We start from the raw sequence: 1,300 nt of genomic DNA on the forward strand, positions 1-1,300 counted from the left end.
CTTGGGTTCTAGGAGTCGTCGCAACACCCCAGTTCAGGGGATGCGATGGACTTCGAGGTCCGGGACCGGTCGGTCAATCAGGGCCGTCGACGTCTGACCCGCGAGCGTGAGGCATATCTTGCGCTCGTGGGTCAGGGCGTGGGAACCGAAGAAGCGTGCAGGGTCGTCGGGGTTAACTCCCGCACCGGCCGACGTTGGCGAAACGGTCGCAACCCGACCGGACGTGAGATGGCAGCCGCACCGATCACGGCCACGGCGTCGCCGTCGGTGCGGGGCCGGTTCCTCAACGAGGACGAGCGTCTGCACATCGCCGACCGGCGTCGTGCGCGGGCCACGGTCCGGCAGATCGCCGCCGAACTGCACCGCGACCCCTCGACGATCAGCCGTGAGCTGCGGCGTAACGCCCATCCAGGCAGTGGCGACTACCGGCCCCACGCGGCTCAGGCCCGTGCCGAGGCCCGCCGGCCCCGCCCGAAAGTCAGCAAGATCGCCGCCAACCCTGAACTGCGGCAGGCCGTCCAGGACGGCCTTGACCTCAAGTGGAGCCCCGAACAGATCGTGCGACGCTTACGGCGGGATTTTCCCGACCGCCCGGAGCTGCACGTGACCCACGAGACGATCTACCAGGCACTCTACGTCCAAGGCCGCGGCGAACTGCGCCGTGAACTGGCCAAGGCTCTGCGGACCGGCCGCACGATGCGCCGCTCCCGGCGCCAGGCCCAGCAACGCACCCCCCGAATGGCCACGGAGATGGTCATGATCAGCGAACGCCCCGCCGAAGTCGAAGACCGCGCGGTGCCCGGCCATTGGGAAGGCGACCTCATCATCGGCAAGGACGGCCGTTCCGCCATCGGCACCCTCGTCGAACGTCACACTCGCTACGTCCTGCTCGTGCACCTGCCGCTGGGCCGCACCGCGGACCGGGTCCGCGACGCCCTCGTAGCCACCGTCGAGCACCTGCCAGCGCAACTGCTCCGCTCGCTGACCTGGGACCAAGGCATCGAGATGAGCCTGCACCAGCAATTCACCATCGCCACCGACACCCCGGTCTTCTTCTGCGACCCTCACTCACCCTGGCAGCGCGGCAGCAACGAGAACACCAACGGCCTGCTGCGCCAGTACTTCCCGAAAAGCACCGACCTGTCCGGACACGACCGCGACCACCTCGACGCCGTCGCGGTCGAACTCAACGGCCGCCCACGCAAAACGCTCGGCTGGGACACCCCAGCCGAGCGCTTCGCTAAACTCCTGGCCGAAACCAGTTAATCAACCTGTGTTGCAACGACCCCTGGAATCCGCC

Annotated in this window: 1 protein-coding gene; it reads left to right on the forward strand. The window is 67.8% G+C overall.

Annotation, left to right across the window (positions count from 1 at the left end):
* Positions 1-45 precede the first annotated feature (45 nt).
* Positions 46-1,266: an IS30 family transposase gene (locus LPA41_RS40760; protein ID WP_374238282.1), complete on the forward strand. Its 1,221-nt coding sequence runs from the start codon at positions 46-48 to the stop codon at positions 1,264-1,266.
* Positions 1,267-1,300: the final 34 nt, after the last annotated feature.

The sequence above is a fragment of the Actinoplanes sp. DH11 genome (assembly GCF_020873875.1).
Classification (GTDB): domain Bacteria; phylum Actinomycetota; class Actinomycetes; order Mycobacteriales; family Micromonosporaceae; genus Actinoplanes.

Excerpts from the sequence above, each read along its gene's own strand:
- LPA41_RS40760 (WP_374238282.1), top strand. The coding sequence starts at position 46 with ATGGACTTCGAGGTCCGGGACCGGTCGGTCAATCAGGGCCGTCGACGT.